This is a genomic window from Nocardioides sp. CFH 31398, assembly GCF_022436705.1.
Classification (GTDB): Bacteria; Actinomycetota; Actinomycetes; order Propionibacteriales; family Nocardioidaceae; genus Nocardioides.
In genome coordinates this window covers 70,357-91,659 of sequence record NZ_JAKUHT010000021.1, presented here as the reverse complement: position 1 = coordinate 91,659, position 21,303 = coordinate 70,357, and the positions used below count along the sequence as shown (strand labels likewise).

At 73.7% G+C, this 21,303-nt stretch carries 22 protein-coding genes; 7 read left to right on the top strand and 15 right to left on the bottom strand.

The window, feature by feature from the left end:
* Genes MJ876_RS16400 through MJ876_RS16385 form a run of 4 tightly spaced genes read right to left on the bottom strand, consistent with a single transcriptional unit; the run spans position 1 to position 4,992 of the window.
* Positions 1-1,221, bottom strand: a complete 1,221-nt coding sequence (locus MJ876_RS16400) for a substrate-binding domain-containing protein (protein WP_240237924.1) — start codon at positions 1,219-1,221, stop codon at positions 1-3.
* Complete coding sequence (locus MJ876_RS16395) at positions 1,221-2,369, bottom strand: ABC transporter permease (RefSeq protein WP_240237922.1); 1,149 nt, start codon at positions 2,367-2,369, stop codon at positions 1,221-1,223. Before MJ876_RS16395 ends, MJ876_RS16400 begins: the two co-directional genes overlap by 1 nt.
* A complete protein-coding gene (locus MJ876_RS16390) occupies positions 2,366-3,442 on the bottom strand; it encodes an ABC transporter permease (RefSeq protein WP_240237920.1) in 1,077 nt (358 codons plus the stop codon). Before MJ876_RS16390 ends, MJ876_RS16395 begins: the two co-directional genes overlap by 4 nt.
* Positions 3,439-4,992 (bottom strand): sugar ABC transporter ATP-binding protein, encoded by a 1,554-nt coding sequence (locus MJ876_RS16385; RefSeq protein WP_240237918.1) that lies wholly within the window; start codon positions 4,990-4,992, stop codon positions 3,439-3,441. Before MJ876_RS16385 ends, MJ876_RS16390 begins: the two co-directional genes overlap by 4 nt.
* Before the next feature lie 95 nt (positions 4,993-5,087).
* Between MJ876_RS16385 and MJ876_RS16380 the strand changes: the two genes are divergently transcribed.
* The 3 genes from MJ876_RS16380 (at position 5,088) to MJ876_RS16370 (ending at position 7,817) form a co-directional block, all read left to right on the top strand.
* Positions 5,088-6,224 carry an ROK family protein gene (locus tag MJ876_RS16380; protein WP_240237916.1) on the top strand — a complete coding sequence of 379 codons (1,137 nt, stop codon included), beginning with the start codon at positions 5,088-5,090 and terminating at the stop codon, positions 6,222-6,224.
* Positions 6,225-6,376: 152 nt separating this feature from the next.
* Positions 6,377-6,955, top strand: coding sequence for a DUF6318 family protein (locus tag MJ876_RS16375; RefSeq protein WP_240237914.1), 579 nt, complete (start codon positions 6,377-6,379; stop codon positions 6,953-6,955).
* Positions 6,956-7,376: 421 nt separating this feature from the next.
* Positions 7,377-7,817, top strand: a complete 441-nt coding sequence (locus tag MJ876_RS16370; RefSeq protein WP_240237912.1) for a hypothetical protein — start codon at positions 7,377-7,379, stop codon at positions 7,815-7,817.
* A 54-nt stretch (positions 7,818-7,871) separates the two neighbouring features.
* Here MJ876_RS16370 and MJ876_RS16365 read toward each other — a convergent pair whose 3' ends face one another.
* From MJ876_RS16365 to MJ876_RS16330, 8 genes are read right to left on the bottom strand one after another with little or no spacing between them, the layout of a single operon-like run.
* Positions 7,872-8,294 carry a DUF6542 domain-containing protein gene (locus MJ876_RS16365; protein WP_240237910.1) on the bottom strand — a complete coding sequence of 141 codons (423 nt, stop codon included), beginning with the start codon at positions 8,292-8,294 and terminating at the stop codon, positions 7,872-7,874.
* A 21-nt stretch (positions 8,295-8,315) separates the two neighbouring features.
* The gene (locus tag MJ876_RS16360; RefSeq protein ID WP_240237908.1) at positions 8,316-9,413 is read right to left on the bottom strand and encodes a DNA recombination protein RmuC; all 1,098 of its coding nucleotides are present in this window, start codon (positions 9,411-9,413) and stop codon (positions 8,316-8,318) included.
* A 56-nt stretch (positions 9,414-9,469) separates the two neighbouring features.
* On the bottom strand, positions 9,470-10,306 hold the full coding sequence (locus MJ876_RS16355) for an NAD(P)-dependent oxidoreductase (RefSeq protein ID WP_240237905.1): 837 nt from the start codon (positions 10,304-10,306) through the stop codon (positions 9,470-9,472).
* A gap of 34 nt (positions 10,307-10,340) precedes the next feature.
* The gene (gene uraH, locus MJ876_RS16350; protein WP_240237903.1) at positions 10,341-10,658 is read right to left on the bottom strand and encodes a hydroxyisourate hydrolase; all 318 of its coding nucleotides are present in this window, start codon (positions 10,656-10,658) and stop codon (positions 10,341-10,343) included.
* Positions 10,655-12,160 carry an amidase gene (locus MJ876_RS16345; RefSeq protein ID WP_240237901.1) on the bottom strand — a complete coding sequence of 502 codons (1,506 nt, stop codon included), beginning with the start codon at positions 12,158-12,160 and terminating at the stop codon, positions 10,655-10,657. Before MJ876_RS16345 ends, uraH begins: the two co-directional genes overlap by 4 nt.
* Before the next feature lie 16 nt (positions 12,161-12,176).
* A complete protein-coding gene (locus MJ876_RS16340) occupies positions 12,177-13,343 on the bottom strand; it encodes a cysteine desulfurase-like protein (protein WP_240237899.1) in 1,167 nt (388 codons plus the stop codon).
* On the bottom strand, positions 13,340-14,272 hold the full coding sequence (locus tag MJ876_RS16335) for an aldo/keto reductase (protein ID WP_240237897.1): 933 nt from the start codon (positions 14,270-14,272) through the stop codon (positions 13,340-13,342). The genes MJ876_RS16340 and MJ876_RS16335 overlap by 4 nt, the downstream gene beginning before the upstream one ends.
* Positions 14,273-14,322: 50 nt before the next feature.
* Positions 14,323-15,900: a DUF2252 family protein gene (locus MJ876_RS16330; RefSeq protein WP_240237895.1), complete on the bottom strand. Its 1,578-nt coding sequence runs from the start codon at positions 15,898-15,900 to the stop codon at positions 14,323-14,325.
* A gap of 57 nt (positions 15,901-15,957) precedes the next feature.
* On the opposite strand from MJ876_RS16330, the gene MJ876_RS16325 reads away from it, so the two are divergent.
* The 3 genes from MJ876_RS16325 (at position 15,958) to MJ876_RS16315 (ending at position 17,046) form a co-directional block, all read left to right on the top strand.
* Positions 15,958-16,323 carry a multidrug efflux SMR transporter gene (locus MJ876_RS16325; protein WP_240237894.1) on the top strand — a complete coding sequence of 122 codons (366 nt, stop codon included), beginning with the start codon at positions 15,958-15,960 and terminating at the stop codon, positions 16,321-16,323.
* The gene (locus MJ876_RS16320; RefSeq protein ID WP_240237893.1) at positions 16,320-16,637 is read left to right on the top strand and encodes a multidrug efflux SMR transporter; all 318 of its coding nucleotides are present in this window, start codon (positions 16,320-16,322) and stop codon (positions 16,635-16,637) included. Before MJ876_RS16325 ends, MJ876_RS16320 begins: the two co-directional genes overlap by 4 nt.
* Before the next feature lie 76 nt (positions 16,638-16,713).
* Positions 16,714-17,046 carry a hypothetical protein gene (locus tag MJ876_RS16315; RefSeq protein WP_240237892.1) on the top strand — a complete coding sequence of 111 codons (333 nt, stop codon included), beginning with the start codon at positions 16,714-16,716 and terminating at the stop codon, positions 17,044-17,046.
* A gap of 13 nt (positions 17,047-17,059) precedes the next feature.
* Here the strand turns inward: MJ876_RS16315 and MJ876_RS16310 are convergent, their stop codons facing one another.
* The 3 genes from MJ876_RS16310 to MJ876_RS16300 all read right to left on the bottom strand — a co-directional run bounded on the left by MJ876_RS16310 (position 17,060) and on the right by MJ876_RS16300 (position 20,128).
* The gene (locus MJ876_RS16310; RefSeq protein WP_240237891.1) at positions 17,060-17,842 is read right to left on the bottom strand and encodes an exodeoxyribonuclease III; all 783 of its coding nucleotides are present in this window, start codon (positions 17,840-17,842) and stop codon (positions 17,060-17,062) included.
* A gap of 136 nt (positions 17,843-17,978) precedes the next feature.
* Positions 17,979-19,610: a PH domain-containing protein gene (locus MJ876_RS16305; RefSeq protein ID WP_240237890.1), complete on the bottom strand. Its 1,632-nt coding sequence runs from the start codon at positions 19,608-19,610 to the stop codon at positions 17,979-17,981.
* Positions 19,607-20,128: a PH domain-containing protein gene (locus MJ876_RS16300; protein ID WP_240237889.1), complete on the bottom strand. Its 522-nt coding sequence runs from the start codon at positions 20,126-20,128 to the stop codon at positions 19,607-19,609. Before MJ876_RS16300 ends, MJ876_RS16305 begins: the two co-directional genes overlap by 4 nt.
* A 78-nt stretch (positions 20,129-20,206) precedes the next feature.
* Here MJ876_RS16300 and ychF point away from each other — a divergent pair, with 78 nt between their 5' ends.
* A complete protein-coding gene (gene ychF / locus MJ876_RS16295) occupies positions 20,207-21,295 on the top strand; it encodes a redox-regulated ATPase YchF (RefSeq protein WP_240237887.1) in 1,089 nt (362 codons plus the stop codon).
* Positions 21,296-21,303: the final 8 nt, after the last annotated feature.

The window sequence follows — 21,303 nt, the reverse complement described above, 5'->3', positions numbered from 1 at the left end:
TCAGCGGTCCATCCACGCGTCGGGGTAGCCGGGCAGGTCCTCGCCGCCGAACTTGGCGTAGTGACCGTCGGGCATGCCCTCGTTGGCCTCGAGGAACTCCTGGCGCTCGTCCTCGGTGATCGGGGTCTGGGGGAGCACCCACTCCTTCGGGACCTCCTCGCCGGCGAAGATCTTCTCGACGGCCAGCAGCGGCGTGCGCCACTGGAAGTTCGAGTAGACGGGCGCGAGGCCGGTCAGGCCGGTCTCCTCCCACTTGCGCAGGAAGCTCATCTCGTCCTCGCCGGTCATGACCGGGTAGTCGACGCCGGCGTCCTCGAAGGCCTCGATGGCGGCGACGGCGCCGTCACCGGCGTCCATCCAGATGCCGTTCACCTCACCGGAGTTGATCGCGTCGGTGACGATCTGCTTGATGCGGGTCGGGTCGGCCTCGGTGAAGAAGTCCTCGGCCTCGATGCCGTTCTCCTCGAAGACCTGCTCGGCCGCGGCCCACCGGGTCTCCAGGACGTCGACGCCCGGGAGGATGCGCAGCGCGATCACGCGGTCGCCCTCCTCGAGGTTCTCCGAGAGGAACTCGGCGGTGTCGAGGCCCCAGGCGTAGCCGCCGATGGGGTGGATGAAGGTGGTGGCGCAGTCGGTCTCGACGCCGCGGTCGAAGACGATGACGGGCTTGCCGGTCTCGCAGGCGCGCTCGACGGCGGGGGTCATCGCGGCCGTGGAGTTCGGCGAGATGACGAACGCGTCGCAGTTGCCCTCGTTGATGAAGTAGTCGATGTCGGCGATCTGCGTCTCGTCGGTGTCCTGGGCGTCGCGGACCTCCATCTCGGAGATGACGCCGGAGTCCTGGAGGACCTCCAGCTGCTGGTTCATCGTGATGAAGCCGGTCTGGCGCCAGGGGTTCGAGATCGAGGCGTTGGCGAAGCAGACCTTCTTCGCGCCCTCGGAGGCGAACTCGGAGGTGTCGGTCATCTCGCCGTCGATGTACTGCAGCCACGGCTCGGACTCGTCGCCCTCGAAGGTGGCGGAGCGCTGCTCGTCCTGCGTCTGGAGGTCCTCGGCGCTGAAGAACTCCGACTGCTCCTCGGAGCCGCCGGCCTCCTCGCTGGAACCGTCCCCCGACGACTCGACGGGCTCCTCGACGCTGTCCGTGCTGCACCCGGCGAGGAGGACGACTGTCGCCGCGGTGGCCAGGGCTCCCTTCACGGCTCGGTGGGTGATGCGCATCAGCGGTCTCCTTCAGTGGTGCTCTTGGTGGGGTTCTCGGGTGTGGCGGGTGGGGTGGCGGTGACGACGGGTGAGGACGCCCTGGGACGGCGCACGCCGCTCCAGGTGCGGGCGGCCAGCGCGACGGCGGCGATGATGATCAGGCCCTGGACGGTGTCGCGCCACGTGGCCTCGACGCCGAGGGCGGTGAGCAGGAGGAAGAGGAGCTCGAGGGCGAAGGCGCCGGCGGCGGCCGACAGGACCCAGCCGCGTCCGCCACCGAGGACGACCCCGCCGAGGACGACGGCGGTGATGGCCGTGAACTCGTACCCGGCGCCCACGGACGGGTGGACGCCGGCGTACCCGACGAGCAGGATCCCGGCCACCGTCGCCGACAGCGACGACAGGACGAACGCCCGGGTCTTGACCCACCACAGCGAGGCGCCGGCGTGGCTCAGCGCGTCGGGGTTGTCGCCGGCGGCGACGAGGGTGCGGCCGAACGGCCGGCGCATCAGCCACGCGGAGGCGGCGGCGACGACGGCGAGGACGACGACCGACCAGGGCAGGATCTCGAGGACGGGCACGCCCTCGATGCCGCCACGACCGATGTCGCGGAAGGTCTCGGTGGGGTTGCCGGTGGCGGCGCCGCCGGTGACGTAGCGGACGAGGCCGGTGAGGGCGAGCATCATCCCGAGGGTCACGATGAAGCTCGGGACCCGCAGCAGCGTGCTCGCGAGGCCGTTGACGAGCCCGATCGCGGTGCCGACGACGAACATGAGCAGGAGGCCGGGGAGGATCCGGGAGTCCTCGAGGCCGATGACGTTGCCGGCGATGACGACCTGGGTGGCGATCACCGCCGCCATGGAGAGGTCGAACTCGCCGGAGACGATGACGTAGAACTGGCCCATCGCGGCGATGGCGATCGGGGCCGTGCGGCCGACGAAGCGGATCAGGGCGCCCGGGTCGGTGAAGTTCGGGTTGGTCAGCATGATCGCGACCAGCAGCAGCGCGACGAGGACGAAGACCGCGCCGCCGGGGGTCACCAGGCCGACGCTGATGCGGCGTCCCAGCCCGCCGGAGTGGGCGGGGACGGTGCCCGACCGGTCCGCTCCGGTCGCGGCGCGCTCGCCGGCGGGGGAGCCGGCGGGGGAGGCGGTGGGAGCGCTCATCGGGAGGCCTCCAGGGTCTTGTCGGTCGTCCCGGCCGGCCCGGTCGGCCCGGTCGGCTTGGCGGCGCCCGGCGGTGGGTGCGGTGACGCCTGACCGGCGCCCGGTCGGTCGAAGCGGGCGGGCCGCCTGTCGAGCTCGCGGCGGGCGTAGACCGCGACGGCGACGACGATGACCACGCCGCGGACGACGTCCTTGAGGAACGGGTTGAGCTCCATGACGCCCATCGCGTTGTCGAGGACGGCGAAGATCGCGACCCCGGCGAGCGTGCCGGCGATGTTGCCCTTGCCGCCCGCCAGGAGCGTGCCGCCGAGGACGACGGCCGCGATGGACATGAGGTCGTAGCCGCCCTGGGAGCCCACGGTGGGCTGGCCGACACCGAGACGGGCCAGCAGCACCAGGCCGGCCAGGCCCGAGAGCATCGAGCAGGTCGTGTGGGCGACCATCACCGGGACGGCGGTCCGCAGCCCCGACATGCGGGCGACCTCCTTGTTGCCGCCGACGGCGTACAGGTGGTGGCCCAGGCGGGTGCGGCGCAGCACCAGGACGGCGAGCGCGGCGCAGCCGAGCATGAGCAGGAAGGCCATCGGGACCGGGCCGATGCGGGTCGCGTCGAGCAGGCGCCACTGGTACGCCGCGAGGCCGGAGCTGCCCTGGTAGGTGCTGCCGAGGTAGCCCGACAGCACGAGACCGGTGCCGAGGGTGGCGATGAAGCCGTGCACGTGGAGCCCGGCGACGATGGCCCCGTTGACGGCGCCGATGGCGCCGCAGACCAGCAGGGTGACGAGCAGGGCGGGGACGATGCCGCCCGCCTGGCCGGCCATGATCCCGCCGCCGACCACGCTCGCCAGCGACACGACGTACGGGACGGAGAGGTCGAGCGACCCGACGAGGATGACGAGGGTCTGGCCGATCGCGATGAGGCCGAGGATGGTCGTCGCGGTCAGGATGTTGTCGAGGTTGCCGGTGCTGAAGAAGTTCCGGCCGCGGCTCGCGGTGATGATCGCGGCGACGACGACGGTGACCAGCAGGACGCCGTACACGATGACCGTGGAGGTGACGCGGGAGCGCTTCACGACGCGGCCCCCGTCCCGGCCTCGCGGGAGTGGACGCCGGCCGCGAGGGCGAGGACGTCCTCCTCGCTCGACGACGGCGGCAGCTCGCCGGCCAGGCGGCCGTCGCGCATCACCAGGATCCGGTCGGACATGCCGATCACCTCGGGCAGCTCGCTGGAGACCATGAGGACGGCCTTGCCGTCGGCGGCGAGCCGACGCATGACCTCGTAGATGGAGTACTTGGCGCCGACGTCGACGCCGCGGGTCGGCTCGTCCATGAGGACGACGGTCGGGTCGGTGGCCAGCCAGCGGGCCAGGACAACCTTCTGCTGGTTGCCGCCGGAGAGCAGGCGGACCTCCTGCGACAGCGCCCGGGCGGAGACCGCGAGGGTGGACAGCAGGCCGCCGACGTCGCGGCGGGCAGCGCCGGTGCGGCGCGGGAAGACGGCGCGGACGACGCCGAGGGTGTTGTCGAGGATGGACTGGTTCAGCGCCAGGCCGGTGGCCTTGCGGTCCTCGGTGATGAGGGCGAGCCCGGCGCGGACGGCCTGCCGCGGCGTCCGGGGCCTGACCTTCCTCCCGGCCAGCGTCATCTCGCCGCGCGTCAGCGGGGTCACGCCGAAGACGGCCTCGAGCAGCTCGGTGCGCCCGGAGCCCTGCAGGCCGGCGACCCCGACGATCTCGCCGGCGCGCAGCGTGAGGTCGACGCCGTCGACGTAGCCGTTGCCGGCCCCGCGCAGCTCGAGACGCGGCTCGCCGGGGGCGGTCCCGGGGACCGGGTCGGGGAAGAAGGCGTCGAGGGTGCGGCCGACCATGAGGCGGACGAGGCGGGCCTCGTCGAGGTCGCCGATCGGCTCGGTGGCGACCTGGGCGCCGTCCTTCAGGACCGTGACGACGTCGCAGAGGTCGAAGATCTCCTTGAGCCGGTGCGAGACGTAGACGATCGCGACGCCGCGGGCGGTGAGCGTGCGGATGATCGAGTAGAGGAGCGCGACCTCGTGGTCGGCCAGGGCCGCCGTCGGCTCGTCCATCTGGATGACGCGGGCGTCGAGGCTGGTGGCCTTGGCGATCTCGACGATCTGCTGCTCGGCGACCGAGAGGCTGCGGACCCGGCGGGTGGCGTCGAGGCCCTGGACGCCGAGGTCCTCGAGGAGGGCGGTGGTGTCGCGGACCATGGCGGCGACGTCCACGAGGCCGCGGCGGCGGGGCTCGCGGCCGAGCCAGACGTTCTCCGCCACGGTGCGCTCGCCCAGGAGGTTGAACTCCTGGAAGACGGTCGAGACGCCGGCCTTCTGCGCCTGGACCGGGTGGCTGAAGGTGACCGGCCTGCCGTCGAGCTCGACGGTGCCGGCCGTGGGCGGGTGGACGCCGGCGAGCACCTTCATGAGCGTCGACTTGCCGGCGCCGTTCTCGCCCACGAGCCCGAGCACCTGGCCGGGGTGGAGGTCGAGGTCGGCGTCGTGGAGGACGACGTTGCCGTTGAAGCTCTTCGTGACCCCGCGGACGCGGAGCACGGGGCCGTGGGTGGGCTCGTGCTCCGCGGCGAGGGTGGAGTCGGCTGGACTGGTCACGCGCCGCACTGTGTCACTCGCCACAGTCTTTTGTCGAGACACTTGCAAAAGTCTTGTCCTGGACGTTCAGAAGGCCGGGGTGGTCTACTGCGTGCGTGAGAGCCGGGGACGTGTTCGCGCTGCTGCGCGACGGCCAGCCGCGCACCCGTGCGCAGCTGGTGGAGGTGACCGGCCTCGCGCGCTCGACCGTCGCGGCGCGCGTCGACGTCCTGATGCGCATGGGCCTGGTGGCGCCGTACGGCGACGCGGTGTCGACCGGCGGCCGCCCGCCGTCCCTGCTGGCGCTGAACCCGGCCGCCCGCGTCGTGGCCGGCGTCGACCTCGGTGCGACCCACGCCCGCGCCGGCCTGTCGGACCTCGCGGGCACGGTGCTCGCCGAGGTGCGTGCCGACCTCGACATCGCCGACGGGCCCGACGCCGTCCTCGCGTGGGTGGAGCAGTCCGTCCGGTCGCTGCTGACCTCCGCGGGCCGCGCGGACGCCGACCTCGCCGCCATCGGCATCGGCCTGCCCGGCCCCGTCGAGCACTCGACGGGTCGGGCGATCAACCCGCCGATCATGCCGGGGTGGGACGCCTACGACGTCCCGGCGCACGTGCAGCGCGGGTTCGACGTCCCCGTGCTCATCGACAACGACGTCAACATCATGGCGCTGGGGGAGCGGCACGCCCACCTCGCCGGCGTCGACGACCTGGTCTTCATCAAGGTCTCCACGGGCATCGGCTGCGGGATCATCTCCGGCGGCGAGCTGCAGCGCGGCGCCCAGGGCACCGCCGGGGACGTCGGCCACATCCGCGTCCCCCGCGCGGACGGCGTCCTGTGCCGCTGCGGCAACGAGGGGTGCCTCGAGGCCGTCGCCGGCTCACCCGCCCTCGCCGGCGCCCTCGGGTCGTCCGTCCCCGACGTCGTCGCCCGCGTGCGCGCCGGCGACCGGGACGCCGTCCAGGTCGTGCGTCAGGCCGGACGCGACCTCGGCGAGGTGGTGGCCATGATCGTCAACTTCATCAACCCCTCCGTCGTCGTCATCGGAGGCGCCACCGCCGCGGCCGGCGAGCACCTCCTGGCGGGCATCCGCGAGACCGTCTACCAGCGTTCGCTGCCCCTGGCGACGGAGCACCTGTCGATCGTGCCGTCCGCCGCCGGCGAGCGCTCCGGCCTGCTGGGCGCCGCCGCCATGGCCATCGCCCACGCCCTCTCACCCGACGCGATCGAGGCCGCCTCCGCCGGGCTCTGAGGCCCCTCGCTTCACTGTTCTCGCTCTGTCCACAGGCGCCCCACTGCCCCTTTTCCTGCCTCGCTGCGCGACGTAACGTGCCGCGCACGCGGCTGTCATGGGGTCGCACTCGGGACATGGGACGGGGAACAGTCATGCGCGCACGAGGGTCGATGGCCACGCTTCTCGCCGCCACGCTGCTGGTGGGCGGGTGCGGCGGAGGCGACGAGCCCGAGGCCGAGCCGACCCCGATCCTGCCGTCGTCGTCCTCGGCCGAGCCCTCCTCGTCGCCCTCGTCGCCCTCGTCGCCCTCGGAGTCCGAGGCCGCGGAGGAGGCGGCGCCGGAGATGCCGGAGGCGGCGCGAGAGGAGTCGACGGCGGGGGCGGAGGCGTTCATCGACTACTGGACCGAAGTGTTCAACTTCGCGACCGTGACCGGTGACACCGCTGGTTTCGAGGCCGTCTCGGCGGAGGGTTGCCGCGCCTGCACGAACATCTCGCGGAGCCTTAATCGGCTTTACGGGAGGGGTGGCCGAATCGAGAGCGAAGGCTGGACCGTAAAACAAATCGGCTTTGCCTCGGAAGAGACAGCATCGATGCCGGCCGTGCGGTTCGACCGTGCGAGGGAGCGAGTTTTCCGCACTGAGAACGCGCAGCCCGAGGTCTTCACGCCAGAGGACATGACCTACACCTTCGAGCTTGAGCGAGTCGCCTCTGGGTGGCGAGTTCTCGAGCTGACTGAGGCGTCCTGACATGGTCTCCGCATTAGCGCGCTGGGGTCTTCTGCTGGCAGTCCTGACGGTTGTGCTCGGGGGTCAGATGCCCGCGCGCGCCGAGGACCCGGTCAACCCAGGCGGCAGCTGGTTTGACGCACGTGTCCCCGGTGAGAGCCCGGGGTCTTACGACCCGGGCACCGGGGGCGAGGGCGTCGAAAGTGGTGGCGGTGCCCAGGGCCCACCCATCGGCTACACCCCGATCTGCGAGGGCGGCGGAGGCGGTACGACCGAAGAGGCCCGGTACGGCTGCGGCGGAACCGTCGAATGCGGGAACGGGGGAACCATGATGGGCCGTACCGTGTACTACCCCGACGGAAGCACTGAGACTCTGCCCAACGTGTGCGTCGAGCCGGGCGAGGAGGGCGAAGGCGGAACAGCGCCGGTCATCACTCCCGGGATGATCTACGAGGCCTTCGAGCGCATGCCGCTCCCGGACTCGGATCTCACCCTGCAGCCACCTGGGGGCGAGACGCTGGTCAACTTCGACACCATCTTCTCGACGACGAACGAGCCCAAGACGACGACCATCGCCCTGCTGGGCCAGTCGCTGGACCTCGAGGCGAGCGCGACGTCGTACGAGTGGCACCACGGCGACGGCTCCACCCAGACGACCGACTGGGAGGGGCAGCCCTACCAGGAGGGCACGCCGATCAGCGAGTTCATCACCTACCGCTACCAGGACGCCTTCGAGACCGTCGAACCGAGCGTCGACACGACGTGGTCCGCGCGGTACCGGTTGAACGGCGGGCCGTGGCAGCCCGTGGCCGGCACGGTGACCATCGAGGGTGACCCGGCCAGCCTGCGGGTCGTCGAGGGTCAGCCCAACCTCGTCGGGTAGGCCGAAGTGTGGTGGATCGTCTGAAGCAGGTTCGGACGATCCACCACACTTCGGTCAGATGCGCTGCAGCCGCATCGAGTAGCCGCGGACACCGAGCATGATCAGCGTGGTGACGTAGCCGAGGCCGAGTGCCCAGCTGTGGTGGGCGAAGCCGGCGATCACGCCCTCGACGGCGCCCGCGGAGGGGAAGCCCAGGGCGGACGGCATCGCGATCCCGATCACGAGCATGCAGCCGAGCATCATCAGCGGGGGCAGGACCGCGGCGAGGAAGAAGTCCTCGACCTCCGCGAGCAGACCGAGGCCGACGCACACGGTCACGAAGCCGAGGCCGAACAGCAGGCCCAGGTCGTGGCCGAGGGCGATGTCGAGGCCGAGGAAGGTGACGACCAGGGCCGGGGCGAGCAGCAGCACCGGCGGACCCTGCTCGTCCTCGTACGACGAGGGGTCGGCCGTCCCTCGCAGCTGGGTCTGGCCCACGGGGTCACCGTAGGTCGGAGCTCACGCGCTGCGAGGACGACGCGCCGGGAGGAGCTCGTCCGCGACGGGCTCGCGTGGCATCAGCTCCACCTGGCGGGGGCCCTCCAGCGGGTTGTCGGTGACGCCGAGGTCGCCGAACTTGCGGGCGGTGACGAGCACCCGGCCCTCGAGCGAGCCGACCGCGGAGTTCCAGGCCGCGACCGTCGACGTGAGGGAGCGGCCGACCTTGTCGAGGTGCTCGCTCATCGTGGCGAGACGCTCGTGCAGCTCACGGCCGAGGCGCTGGACCTCGGCGGCCTGGTCCGAGAGGGCCTGGTGGCGCCAGCCCTGGGCGACCGTGCGCAGCAGCGCGATCAACGTCGTCGGGCTCGCGAGGACGACCTGGCGGGCGGCGGCGTGCTCGAGGAGGTCGCGGTCGGTCTCGAGGGCGGCCGACAGCACCGCCTCCGCGGGGACGAACAGCACCACGAACTCCGTGCTGTCGGGCAGTGCCCGCCAGTAGGCCTTGCCCGCGAGGGTGTCGACGTGGGTCCGGAGCTGGCGGACGTGGCGGCGCAGGTGGGCGGCGACCTCCTCCGGGTCGTCGGCCTCGCCCGCGTCGAGGAAGGCGTCGAGGGCGACCTTGGCGTCCACCACCACCGAGCGGCCACCCGCGAGGTGGACGACGAGGTCGGGGCGCAGCGAGCCGTCGTCCAGGCGCACCTGCTCGGTGAAGTCGCAGCGGTGCACCAGGCCGGCGACCTCGACGGTGCGGCGCAGGTGCAGCTCCCCCCACCGACCGCGGACCTGGGGACGGCGCAGCGCCGTCGACAGCGCACCGGTCTCACGCCGCAGGGCCTCGGTGCTGCGGGCCATCTCCGCCACCTGCGCCCGGAGCTCGCCCTGGTGGTCCGAGCGCTCCCGGTCGAGGGCCTCCACCTGCGCGCCGATTCGACGCAGCCCGTCGCGGACCACGGCGTCGGACGCCGCGCGGCGCTCCAGGGCGTCGAGGGCCGCCGGGAGGGCCGTGGTCGCCGACGCGTCCGTCGTACGGCGGGCCCACAGCACGCCGAGCAGCGCGCCGAGGGCGACGCCGACCAGCAGCAGGAGGAGGGCCAGCGTGAGGGCGGTGGTGTCCATGGCGGCAGCGTGCAGCACGCCACCGACAGCGGGGCCACGACACGAGGTGAGGCGCGTCAGGCGGTGCGGTGCACCGCCGCGACGTCCTGGGTGCCGTGGCCGTCCTCGACCGTCCGCGCCAGCCGGGCGGCCACCTCCGCGAGCAGCGGGCTGGGTGCGTGCTCGTCGGCGGCGAGGTGGAGGTCCTTCAGCGCGTTCTCGGTGGCGAAGCCGGGCTCGTAGGCGTCGTCGTCCATGAGCTTCGACTTCATCGTCGCGTACGGCATCGCCAGCGGGCCGCCGTCCAGCGCCTCGCGGAGCGCGTCGTGGTCGACCGAGAGGCCGTCCGCGAGGTCCAGGACGTCGCTGATGCCGACCGTCGCGATCGTCAACCACGCGTTGACGACGAGCTTGAGGGCGCTGCCCTCCGACGTGCCGTCGCCCACCTTCTGCACCGACCCGAGCGCGTCGAGCACCGGCCGGGCCGCCTCGACGGTGTCGTCGGAGCCGGCCACCAGCCACAGCAGCGTGCCCTGCTCGGCGGGCTGGGTGCTGCCGGAGACCGGGGCGTCGAGGTAGTCGACACCCGCGTCGGAGGCGAGCGACCCGAGCCGGGCCGCGCCCGCGGGGCCGACGGTCGAGGCCTGCACCCACACGCCGGACACCTCGCCCAGCAGCGGCTGCACCACGGACTCGACGACGTCGGCGTCGCGCAGCACGGTCAGGACGGCGTCCGCACCACGGACCGCCTCGGCGGCGTCGTCGTGCGCCGTCACCCTCTCGGCGCCGTCGGCGACCGCCCGCGCCTTGTCGGCGCTGCGGTTCCACAGCCGCACGTCGTGCCCCTCGGCGCCCAGCCTGCGCGCCATCGCCGCCCCGAGCCCACCGGCTCCCAGCACCGCCACCGTCGTCATGCCGCGACCGTACCCACGGACGGCGAGGACCGGCTCAGCTCCCGCGGTACGTCGTGTACGCGAAGGGGCTCAGCAGCAGCGCGGCGTGCACGTGCGGCTCGTCCGGCTGCACCGTGAACGCGACGACCACCTCGGGGTGGAAGCAGTCGGTGCCGGAGAGTGCGAACCAGGGGCCCGACTCGAACACCAGCTGGTGTCGACCGGCGGTGAGCTCGACGTCGAAGCGGAACCGCCCGTCGTCGTCGGTGCAGCCGCGGTGGGCCTCGCCGGTGACGTCGTGGAGGACGACGACCATCCCGGCGGCGGGGCGTCCGCGGACGGAGTCCAGGACGTGGGTGCTGAGCGAGGTCATCGTTCTCTCCTGACGAGGTCGAGCAGGTCGTGGTCGCGGCCGGGCGCCGCGAGCAGGCAGACGCCGGCGGGCAGCCCGGAGGCGGTCCGTCCCGGCACGGTGACGGCGGGCAGCCCGGCCAGCCCGGCCAGGCATGTCAGCCGGAGGGTGGCCTCACGGACGCGGGCGACCTCCGCCGGCCCGACGCCCAGCCGCGGCGCGACGGTGGCGGCGGCCGGGAGCACCAGGACGCGGTCGCCCACCAGCTCCAGGATGCGGCGGCGGGCGGTCGCGGCGAGGGCGGTGGCGCGGCGGACGTCGTCCGGCTCGAGAGCGGCGGCGGCCTCGACGCGGCCGCGGACGTCGGGCCCGAGGTCGTCGAGGTGCCGCGCGAGCCAGCGGCCGTGCGCCTGCCAGGCCTCGTGGGACTGGATGGTCGACCACGCCTGCCGCCACGCGGGCAGGGCGCCGGTGTCGAAGGGCTCGCGCACGACCATCCCGACGCGGTCCGCCCAGCCCTCGACGACGGCGGCGACCTCGGGGTCGGCCTCGGTCAGCAGCCCCCGGCACAGGACGAGCTCGGCCGAGCGGGGCGAGGGGCGCGGGGGCAGCAGGACGTCGCCGACCCGGGCGAGGAGGTCGGCGTCGCGGGTCAGCCACCCGACCGTGTCGTACGACGGCGCGAGCGGCAGCAGCCCGTCGCGCGGCACCGCGCCGTGGGTGCTCCGGATCCCGAACAGGCCCTGGTACGACGCCGGCACCCGGATGGAGCCGCCGGTGTCGGTGCCCAGCCCGATGCTGACGTGACCGAGCGCGACCGCGCTCGCCGAGCCGTTGGACGAGCCGCCGGGCAGCCGCCCGGGGGCGGCGGGGTTGGGAGGGGTGCCGTGGTGGTGGTTCGCGCCGGCCAGGCTCCAGGCGAGCTCGTCGGTCCGGGTGAGGCCGACGGTGTCGGCCCCGGCGTCGAGGAGGGAGGACACGACGGCGGCGTGCTGCTTCTCGACCGGCGCACGGGCCAGCCACGCGGGGTTGCCGGCGCCGCGGCGGTGGCCGGCCAGGGCGTAGAGGTCCTTGACCGCCAGGGTCTCGCCGGCCAGGGGCCCCTCGGACGCCCCCGGCACGAGCGGGTCGCCCACGACCCGCCACACGCGGGTGTCGAGTGCCGGCGCGGGCCCGGTGGCGTGCGCGGCCGTGACCCGCCAGCCGTCCTGCGTGCGGGCCCACAGCTGGGTCCGCTGCCCCCGGCCGCCCTCGGCGGGGGCCGTGACGCTCACGACCAGGGCGTGGTCGGCGTCGATGGTCTGCACGTGCGCCGCGGTGAGGCGACCGCCGTCGGTGGCGGCGGGCCGGGCGGCGAGCGCCGCGACGACCTCCTCGTGGCCGACGAGCAGCCCGTCGGGGTCGGCGTGCAGCGTGGCGGGGCCCTCGGCGTACGCCTCGGGGGAGTCGGCGGAGCGTTGCTGCAGCGCCCAGAACGCCTCGCGCAGTCCCTCGGGCTCCGGCAGGCGCGGGCTCGACGTCACGTGCGCACCGTAGTGCTCAGGCGTCGGCTCCCGCGGCGATCTCGGACAGCGCGGCGAGCAGGCGGTCGATCTCGTCGTCGTTCGTGTACGGCGCGAGCCCGACCCGCAGACCACCGGCGTCGCCGAGACCGGCGTGCCGGGAGGCCTCGAGGGCGTAGAAGCTGGCCGCCGGGGCGTTGATCCGCCGCGCCGCGAGCGCGCGGTGGACGTCGGCGTGCTCGCGCCCGGCGACGGAGAGCAGCACCGTCGGCGTCCGCCGCTTCGGCGACCCGTGGACGGTGACGCCGTCGATCGCGGCGAGGCCGTCGAGCAGGCGGGTGAGCAGGGCGTCCTCGTGGGCCTCGATCGCCTCCAACCCCAGGCGGGTGAGGACGTCGACGGCCGCGGTCGTGCCGGCCATCAGCTCGTAGGGCAGCGTCCCGAGCTCGAAGCGCTCCGGCACGGCGTCCGTGCTCGGCAGGAGCTTGTCGGGGTGCAGGGTCTCGAGGAGCTCCGGGTCGGCGGCGAGCACGCCGCAGTGCGGGCCGAGGAACTTGTACGGCGAGCAGGCCAGGAAGTCCGCGCCCAGCGCGGTCTTGTCGACCGGGGCGTGCGGCACGAGGTGGACGGCGTCCACGTAGGTGAGCGCCCCGACCGCGTGCGCGGCGGCGGTGATCGCCGGGACGTCGGGCCGGGTGCCGAACAGGTTCGACGCCGCCGTGACCGCGACCAGCCGGGTCCGCTCGTTCAGCAGCGGGCCGACGTCGTCCAGCTCGGCGGTGACGGGGTCGAAGCCGAGCCACCGCACCCTCGCCCCGGCGCGCTCGGCGGCGATGACCCACGGTCGGATGTTCGCGTCGTGGTCGAGCCGGGTCACGACGACCTCGTCACCGGGCCCCCAGCCCTGCGCGAGCGTCCGGGAGACGTCGAACGTCAGCTGCGTCATGGAGCGGCCGAACACGATGCCTCGACGGTCGGCGCCGAGCAGGTCGGCCATCGCGCGGCGGCACATCGACACCACGGCGTCGGCGCGCTGCTCGGCGGCGGTGACGCTGCCGCGGTTCGCGAGGCCGGCGGTCAGCGTCCCGGCGACGGCCGCGGCGACGGGCGTCGGCACCTGCGAGCCGCCGGGCCCGTCGAAGTACGCCGTCCCGTCGGCCAGGGAGGGGAAGAGGTCGCGGACTGCGGTGACGTCGTAGCTCACCGGCCCACCGTGTCAGACGCCTCCGTGAGCCGTGCGGTCTCCTCCTCGGTCAGCTCCAGCGTCGTCGACGCCAGGAGCGGGCCGACCTGCTCGGGGCGGCTGGCGCTGGCGATCGGGGCGACGACGCCCTCGCGGCCGCGCACCCACGCGAGCGCCACGGAGGCGGGCTCGACGTCGTGGGCCTCGGCGACCTCGCGGAGCACGGCGACGACGTCGAAGGCGGCGTCGTCCTCGGCGTAGCCGGACACGAGGCTCTGGCGGGGCCCGGTGACGTCCTCGCGGGTGCGGTACTTGCCGGTGAGCAGGCCGCTGGCCAGCACCCAGTAGGGCACGACGCCGAGGGAGTGCTCACGGGCGAGGTCGAGCCGCTCGGTCTCGTAGTCGGCGCGGCGCAGCAGGCTGTACTCCGGCTGCAGCGCCACCGGGGCCCGCCAGCCGTTGGCCTGCACGAGTCCGAACCACTCACGGATGCGGGCGGGGGAGTAGTTCGAGATCCCGACCTCGCGGACCTTCCCGGCGTCCACGAGGGCCTGGAAGGCGGCGAGGGTCTCGCCGAGCGGGGTGTCGGCGTCGTCGAAGTGCGCCCAGAGCAGGTCGACGTGGTCGGTGCGCAGCCGGCGCAGCGACTCCTCGACGCCGGCGGCCACGTTGTCGGCGGCGAGGCCCGGGCGCATGCGGCTGCTGCCGATCTTGGTCGCCAGCACGACGTCGTCGCGACGACCGGTCCGCTCGAGCCAGGAGCCGATGAACGACTCGGACTCGCCGTTGCCGTCGCCGTAGGAGTCGGAGGTGTCGACGAGGTCGCCGCCGCCGTCGACGAACGCGTCGAGCACGCGGTGCGAGGTCGGCTCGTCGATCGTCCAGCCGAAGGGGTTGGCGCCGAGCGCGAGCGGGCGGACGTCGAGGTCGGAGCTTCCGAGGGTCACCATGCCCGCCTCAACCACGAAGGACGGCCAGGGCTTCCGACGCCGGCCGGGGGTCAGCGGTAGACGTGGTCGATCGCGGTGAACGCCTCCAGGGCGTGGTCGGCGCGGAAGTGCGCGTGGTCGGTCCGGACGCGGTCGGCCGCCTCCTGCGCGAACCGCAGGACGTCGTCCACGAACAGCGGCACGGGCCCGATCGCGGCGAGGATCTCCGGCTCGGCGTCGTGGTCGATCAGGCCCGACTCGTCGCTCAGCGCGTGCGACTGGGCGAGCGTGCGGCCGCAGATGTCGGCGTAGTCGCACCACTCGGACTTGGACAGGTCCGCGAGGTCGATCGAGTCCCGGTACGGCGCCCGCTCACGCACCATGAAGCTCATGCCGTCGAGCCGTGCCGCCCCGTAGAAGCGGTCGCCGTCGACGAGGTGCACGCCCTGGGCGTGGGTGATGCGCTCGGCGTAGCCGTCCACGACGTACGGCGACGGCGGCACCAGGCCGTCGAGCGCCGAACGCCGAGCCTGCTTGAACTCGAGCAGGACGTCGTCGCTGCCGTCGGCGAGCGGCCCCTCGATCATCAGGTAGTAGCGCGGCAGCCCGAGCGACGCGGTGCCCTGGCCCAGTCGCATGCAGACGTCCTTGACCCTCATCCCCGGGGTGCGGTCCTGCGGCACGTCGATGTCGTTGGACCGCACGTAGGCGTCGAGCGCGGCCTGGAACTCCTCGCGGCGCGAGCTGACGGGCACGTGCTCGTCGTCCGCGCGGAAGCCCTGCCTGTACTCGTCGTGGTACTTCCGCGCCAGCCACGCCGACCGGTCCTCCATCGCGTCCTCGATGAGCCCCGCGATGAGGGGCGGGGCGTTGTCGAGCCGGATCTGCGAGGTCCGCTCGTCCTGCTCGCGGGCGTACTGCCGCACCCCGTCGACGTAGCCGTGCACGAAGGCCTCGACGATCTTCGCCTGCCGCTTCGGCCCGTGCCCGCCGATCTCCTCGGCGGCGAGGATGAAGCCGACGGCGCCACGCTTGAGGTCCCAGGTGAACGGCGCGTAGTAGGCCTCGTCGAAGTCGTCGACGCCGAAGATCGGGACGTCGTCCACGCTCGGCATCACCCCGAAGTTCTCCGGGTGCACGTCGCCGAGGGTGAGCACGGTGGGCATCCACGCGTCCTCCCCGGCGAGGTCGCGGTAGAACAGCAGGCAGGTGCCGCGGAAGAACGAGTACGTCGACCCGGCGAGCTTGTCGAACTTCGCCCGCGCCTCCTCGTTGTGGTCGGCGATGCGGGTCTGGTGGTCCTCGCGGATCGTCTGCCGCACGTGGGTCCGACGCTCCGCGCCGCTGAGCTGCCGGGGCAGGAACACCATCTCGCCGCGCGCCCGCGCCTCGGCCAGCCGCGTGAACGCCTCGACCCTGGACGCCGCCGGGTGCGCCCCCTGGCCGGCGGTGGTGACGTCGTGGTTCGACGCCGTCCGGCGCGAGGACGGCTGGTCGTCGCGGTCGAGCAGCGCCTCGATGAGCTGGGCCTTGGTCATCTCGGACCGGCCCTCGATCCGCCGCGTCCGCGCGCGCTGGAGCAGGTCCTTCTTCGGCAGGCGGGCGAGCGAGGCGCGGTCGGCGTCGTGCGGGGTGCGCAGCGAGGGCATGGCACTTCCTAGCAGCCCGCGCGACCCGCGTCGCGGCACGACTGGTTCGCTGTCGTCATGAGGCTCCGGGGTCTGCTGGCGCTCGCCATCGGGGTCGAGGTCGTCTCCACCCTCTGCCTGAAGGCGGCGGGCGAGGGCCTGCCGTGGTTGTACGCCGTGACCGCCGCGGGCTACGCCGTCGCGCTGGTCCTGCTGTCGGTCTGCCTGCGGGGCGGCATGGCCGTCGGCCTGGCGTACGGCGTGTGGGCCGCCGGTGGCGTCGTCCTCACCGCGCTCGCCGCGGCGGTCGTCTACGACGAGCGGCTCGGCCCGCTGCGGGTCGCGGGGATCGCGGTCATCGTCGTCGGCGTGCTGCTGGTGGAGGTCGGGTCCCACCGGGCGACACGGCCGACCCGGGCCGAGGCGACGGGCGGGCCCGCATGACCTGGGTCCTGCTCGCCTGCGCCGTCGTCGCCGAGGTCGCGGCCACGCTCGCGCTCCGCGCCTCCGAGGGCTTCCGCGACAGGCGCTGGGGCGCGGCCGCCGTCGCCGGCTACCTCGTGGGGTTCGTCCTGCTCGGCCAGGTGCTGGCGCGCGGCCTGCCCGTCGGCGTCGCGTACGGCGTGTGGGCGGCGTCGGGCGTCGCGCTCACCGCGCTGCTCGGGCGGGTGCTGTTCGCCGAGCCGCTGACCGCGCCGATGCTGTGCGGCGTCGTCCTCATCGCGGGCGGGGTGCTCATGGTCGAGGCCGGCGCCTGAGGGGTTCAGCGCGGCTTCACCGACCGGTCAGGAAGAGTCGCTTCCCCTGCACGCGGGCGAGCGTCAGGCTGGACCCGTGACGCTCCTCGGCCTCAGCCGCACCGGCCGCCCCGCCCGCGCCCCTCGCCGCCGCGAGACCCCCGCCCCGCTCGACGTCAACGCGGAGGTCGCCGCCCTGCGCCAGGACCTCGCCGTCCTCGACGCCAGGCTGGCGCGGCTGGGCGCCTCGCTGCGACGGCCGGAGGTGGTGGCGGCGCTCCGCGCGGTCGACGGGCCGTTCGCCGGGGACGCCCCCGCGGCCGCCGGGACCGCCGCCCTGTGGCTCGACCGAGCCCGCGAGGAGCTTGCCGGCCCGGCCTCGACGCTGGCCGAGGCGCACGTCGCCGCGGGCGGCCTGGCGAGCCGCTGACCGCGCCAGGGCGTCAGTCCGCCAGGTCCACCACGACCGGTGCGTGGTCCGACGGGCTGCCCGCGCCCTGGGCGGGGTCGCGCTCGTCGCGGTCGACGAACGCGCCGGTGACGCGTTCGGCCAGGGACGGCGAGGCGTAGGCGAAGTCGATCTTCAGGCCGCGGTCGCGCTCGAAGCGCTGCCGGTAGTAGTCCCAGTAGGTGTAGCCCGGGTCGTGGGCGCGGGTGACCTCGCGCCACCCGTCGTCCGCGAACGCGGCGAACGCCTCCCGCTCGGGCGGCGTCACGTGGGTCGACTTCGCGAACTGCTTCACGTCGAAGACGTCGTCGTCGGTGGGGCACACGTTCCAGTCGCCGACCATCACCGCCGGGACGTCGAGCCACGACGCGGCCGCCGTCCGCAGCGCGGAGAGCCACGCCAGCTTGTAGACGTAGTGCGGGTCGTCCGGCTTGCGCCCGTTCGGGACGTACAGCGACCACACCCGGACGCCACCGCAGGTCGCGCCGATCGCGCGGGACTCGGGCGCCTCGGGCTCGCCCCACCCGGGCATGCCGTCGAAGCCGACCTGGACGTCGTCCAGCCCGACCCGGGAGATGATCGCGACGCCGTTCCACTGGTTCGTGCCGGCGGCGGCGACCTCGTAGCCGGCGGCCTGCAGCCCCATCAGTGGGAGCTGCTCCTCCTTCGCCTTCGTCTCCTGCAGCGCGAGGACGTCGACGTCGTGGCGGGCGAGCAGCGCCTCGACACGGTCGATGCGGGAGCGGAGCGAGTTGACGTTCCAGGTGACCAGGCGCACCGCACCACCCTAGGTCCGGGCCCGCGGCCGACGACGCCGCATCCGCCGCGGGGCTGTGGTGCTCGCGACACCCGCCCGTGGCTGGTGAACAAGCCGTAGCTCCGCGTTACATGGCCGGTGGGCGCGCCGGCGGGGCTCAGGCCGCCAGGAACTCGTCGAGGACGCCGGGGGTGGCGGCGTGGGCGAGGCCGACGGCGACGGGCAGGGCGAGGTCGACGACGACCACCTTCTCGCCGCCGGCGGCGGTGGTGGCGACGAGCGTGGCGAGGCCGAGGCGGCGCTGGAAGAAGGACTGCTGGACGACCCAGCCGATGATGCCGTCGGACTCGAGCACCTCGCGACGCCGCACGACGCTCGGGCCGACCACGACGAGGTGGTCGGCGGTGAGCCGGTGGCCGAGGTTGCGGTACTGCGCCTCGGCGACCACGACGCCGAGCGCCGAGGCGACAGCGAGGACGACGAGGGGCAGCCACCACGGGAGGTCCCACGGGACGGCCCCGACGGCGATCGCGGCGACCACGGCGAGCACCAGCGACCCGAGCTGCTGCTCCACGTGCTGCCGGCGCCGGGCCGGTCGTCCGTGCGGCGCCAGGTCGACCGTCAGCGGGTGGTCGGCGGGGGACCCGAGCACGTCCTCGCCGACCCGGACGGCGACCTCGCGCGGGCACGGCGGCAGGACGGTCGTCGTCCCTCCCTCGCCGACGCCCGTCGCGAGCGTCGCGAGCTCCGCGCCGCCGGCGGGCCGCATCAGCAGGGGCTCGGTCAGCCTCACGCCCCGCACGCGCTTCTCGTCCACGCTCGTCGAGCGGGTGGTGAACAACCCGGCGGTCAGCCGCAGGTTGTCCCCGTCGCGGACCAGCCGCAGGTTCCACCACTGGACGACGAACGCGGCGACCGCGATGACGACCCATGCGACCAGGGCGACGACCGCCGCGACGACGAGGACGACGGCCAGCGCCTGCGCCGCGACGTAGGCGTAGGCGTCCTGCGCGGTCCGGGTCTCCCACACCGGGATGTCGTTGACGAACTGGGACAGGAACCCGAACGCACCCGCGACGACGGCGAGCCGGGCGAGGCTGAGCGGGGCGAACCGCAGCCAGGACCAGTCGATCCGCGCCAGCTCGACCGGCTCGGGGTCGGCGGCGGACGGCGGCGGGGCGCCGTACGGCGAGGACGTCACCGACGGCTCCGCCGCGGCGGTTCCGGCGGTTCCGGCGATTCCGGTGGGGGCAGCGGGGGCGGCGGCCTCCCGGCTGCGCGTCAGCAGGAAGCGGCGGAGGCTCTCCCCGTCGTCCTTCGCGATGCCCTCGAGCTCGATGCGGGTGTCGTCGACGCCGGTGCCGACCGAGACCTTCGTCAGCCCGAGGACGCGGCTCACGAGCGAGGCCTCGAGGTCGACGCTGCGCACCCGGTCGAGCGGCGCGGTGAGACGGGTCCTGTTCAGCAGGCCGCGGCGCACCTCGAACGCCGTCGGGGTCACCCGGAAGTAGGTGGTCAGCCACGGGACGGCGCCGAGCAGCGCGGAGGCGAGCACGAAGACCGGCAGCGCGAGCAGCGCCCACGGGCTGCCGGTGCTCCCGAGGCCGATCGCCGCGGCGCCGGCGGGGACGATGAACTGCCGCGCCGCCGCGAACGGACCCACCACGAGGTAGCGGACGTCCATCCGCTGCCACTCCGCCTCGGCCGCCTGCGGCTGCCCGGCGTACGGCGGCTGCCCGGCGTACGGCGGCTGCTCGGCGTACGGCGGTTCCGGCGGCGGCTGCGTCACGTGGCGTCGCCCCGCTCCGCACCGGTGACGGCGGTGAGGTGGGCGACGAGGTCGGTGGCGACGTCGGCGTCGAGGCAGTCGATGGTGATGGGTCCCGCGGCGGAGGCGGTGGTGACCGTCAGCGACCGCAGCCCGTACAACCGCATCAGTGCGCCCTGGGTCGAGTCCACCGTCTGCACCCGCGACAGGGGCGCGATGCGCTCCTCCCGGGTGATCCAGCCGGAGCGGGTGTGGACGGCGACGTCGGTGACGTCCCAGCGGTGGATGCGGTAGCGGACCGGCGGCATGACGACCGTCGGGACGACGGCCGCCACCGCGGCGAGCAGCAGCAGCGCCGAGGCCCACCACGGCCGGGGGTCCCACAGGAACCAGGTGAGCGCGACGGCGATCCAGGCCACGCCGGTGCCGACCCCGGAGGACAGACGCCAGTACGACACCGCGCGGGGCGACACCAGGTTCGTCGGCTCGCGCAGGACGGCGGTCGGCTGGGTCGTCGGCTCGGTCGTCGGCTCGGGCACACGACGAGCCTCGCACACGGCCCCGGTCGCGACCGCGGGTTCGTGGGCGGGGCGCGGACGGCCGTAGGCTGACGTTCCGTGGCTCTCACCATCGGCATCGTCGGACTGCCCAACGCGGGCAAGTCGACCCTCTTCAACGCCCTGACCAAGAACGACGTGCTCGCGGCGAACTACCCGTTCGCGACGATCGAGCCGAACGTCGGCGTCGTGGGGGTCCCCGACGAGCGGCTGCCGGTGCTGGCGGAGCTCTTCTCGTCGGCGAAGGTGCTGCCCGCGACCGTCGAGTTCGTCGACATCGCCGGCATCGTCGCCGGCGCCTCGCAGGGCGAGGGCCTGGGCAACAAGTTCCTCGCCCACATCCGCGAGTCCGCCGCGATCTGCCAGGTCACGCGCGTCTTCCGCGACGAGGACGTCACCCACGTCGACGGCAGGGTCGACCCCTCCTCGGACATCTCCACGATCTCCACGGAGCTCGTCCTGGCCGACCTGCAGACGGTCGAGAAGGCCGTGCCCCGCCTGGAGAAGGAGGCGAAGGGCAAGAAGGAGCTCGCGCCGTACGTCGCCGCCGCGAAGCGGGTGCAGGAGGCCCTCGAGGCCGGCACGCCGGCGTACGACCTCGTCGCGGCCGGCACGGTCGACGCCGAGCACGTCCGCGAGCTCCAGCTGCTCACCGCCAAGCCGTTCCTCTACGTCTTCAACTGCGACGCCGACGAGCTCGCGGACGAGGAGCTCAAGCAGCGGATGCGCGACCTCGTCGCCCCCGCGGAGGCCATCTTCCTCGACGCCAAGTTCGAGGCCGAGCTGGTCGAGCTCGGCGACGACGAGGAGGCCCGCGCGATGCTCGCCGAGGTGGGCGTCGACGAGCCGGGCCTCGACGTGCTGGCCCGCGTCGGCTTCGACACCCTCGGCCTGCAGACCTACCTCACCGCGGGCCCGAAGGAGTCGCGCGCGTGGACGGTCCGCAAGGGCGCCACCGCGCCCCAGGCCGCCGGCGTCATCCACACCGACTTCGAGAAGGGCTTCATCAAGGCCGAGGTGGTCTCCTACGACGACCTCGTGGCCGCCGGCTCGATGCAGAAGGCCAAGGAGGCCGGCAAGGTCCGCATCGAGGGCAAGGACTACGTCATGGCCGACGGGGACGTCGTGGAGTTCCGCTTCAACGTCTGATCGAGGAC

What these genes read in the sequence shown, in the direction of transcription:
- MJ876_RS16320 (WP_240237893.1), top strand. Translation starts at nt 16,320, where the DNA reads ATGACCTGGGTCCTGCTCGCCTGCGCCGTCGTCGCCGAGGTCGCGGCC.
- MJ876_RS16325 (WP_240237894.1), top strand. Translation starts at nt 15,958, where the DNA reads ATGAGGCTCCGGGGTCTGCTGGCGCTCGCCATCGGGGTCGAGGTCGTC.
- uraH (WP_240237903.1), bottom strand. Translation starts at nt 10,658, where the DNA reads ATGACCTCGCTCAGCACCCACGTCCTGGACTCCGTCCGCGGACGCCCC.
- MJ876_RS16330 (WP_240237895.1), bottom strand. Translation starts at nt 15,900, where the DNA reads ATGCCCTCGCTGCGCACCCCGCACGACGCCGACCGCGCCTCGCTCGCC.
- MJ876_RS16400 (WP_240237924.1), bottom strand. Translation starts at nt 1,221, where the DNA reads ATGCGCATCACCCACCGAGCCGTGAAGGGAGCCCTGGCCACCGCGGCG.
- MJ876_RS16335 (WP_240237897.1), bottom strand. Translation starts at nt 14,272, where the DNA reads ATGGTGACCCTCGGAAGCTCCGACCTCGACGTCCGCCCGCTCGCGCTC.
- MJ876_RS16360 (WP_240237908.1), bottom strand. Translation starts at nt 9,413, where the DNA reads ATGGACACCACCGCCCTCACGCTGGCCCTCCTCCTGCTGCTGGTCGGC.
- MJ876_RS16395 (WP_240237922.1), bottom strand. Translation starts at nt 2,369, where the DNA reads ATGAGCGCTCCCACCGCCTCCCCCGCCGGCTCCCCCGCCGGCGAGCGC.
- MJ876_RS16370 (WP_240237912.1), top strand. Translation starts at nt 7,377, where the DNA reads ATGATCTACGAGGCCTTCGAGCGCATGCCGCTCCCGGACTCGGATCTC.
- MJ876_RS16375 (WP_240237914.1), top strand. Translation starts at nt 6,377, where the DNA reads ATGGCCACGCTTCTCGCCGCCACGCTGCTGGTGGGCGGGTGCGGCGGA.
- MJ876_RS16355 (WP_240237905.1), bottom strand. Translation starts at nt 10,306, where the DNA reads ATGACGACGGTGGCGGTGCTGGGAGCCGGTGGGCTCGGGGCGGCGATG.